This is a genomic window from Kribbella koreensis (genome assembly GCF_039525325.1).
GTDB lineage: Bacteria > Actinomycetota > Actinomycetes > Propionibacteriales > Kribbellaceae > Kribbella > Kribbella koreensis.
In genome coordinates this window covers 1-587 of sequence record NZ_BAAAHK010000031.1, presented here as the reverse complement: position 1 = coordinate 587, position 587 = coordinate 1, and the positions used below count along the sequence as shown (strand labels likewise).

Below are 587 nucleotides of genomic sequence, written 5' to 3'. Positions count from 1 at the left end.
GAGCTTGACTGTGAGACAGACATGTCGAGCAGGGACGAAAGTCGGAACTAGTGATCCGGCGGTGGCATGTGGGAGCACCGTCGCTCAACGGATAAAAGGTACCCCGGGGATAACAGGCTGATCTTCCCCAAGAGTCCATATCGACGGGATGGTTTGGCACCTCGATGTCGGCTCGTCGCATCCTGGGGCTGGAGTAGGTCCCAAGGGTTGGGCTGTTCGCCCATTAAAGCGGCACGCGAGCTGGGTTTAGAACGTCGTGAGACAGTTCGGTCCCTATCCGCTGCGCGCGCAGGAGACTTGAGAAGGGCTGCCCCTAGTACGAGAGGACCGGGGTGGACGAACCTCTGGTGTGCCAGTTGTTCCGCCAGGAGCACGGCTGGTTGGCTACGTTCGGGAGTGATAACCGCTGAAAGCATCTAAGCGGGAAGCACGCTTCAAGATGAGGTCTCCCACCGAGTTAATCGGGTAAGGCCCCCAGTAGACCACTGGGTTGATAGGCCAGAAGTGGAAGCGCCGTAAGGTGTGGAGCTGACTGGTACTAATAGGCCGAGGGCTTGTCTCAACACCACACTTTGGTGTGACAGATA

The 587-nt window shown here is 57.9% G+C and carries 1 rRNA gene; it reads left to right on the top strand.

Going from position 1 to position 587, the window contains the following annotated elements:
• Positions 1-562: ribosomal RNA gene (locus tag ABD116_RS41735) — 23S ribosomal RNA — on the top strand; the annotation flags it as partial.
• Between the last annotated feature and the right edge of the window lie 25 nt (positions 563-587).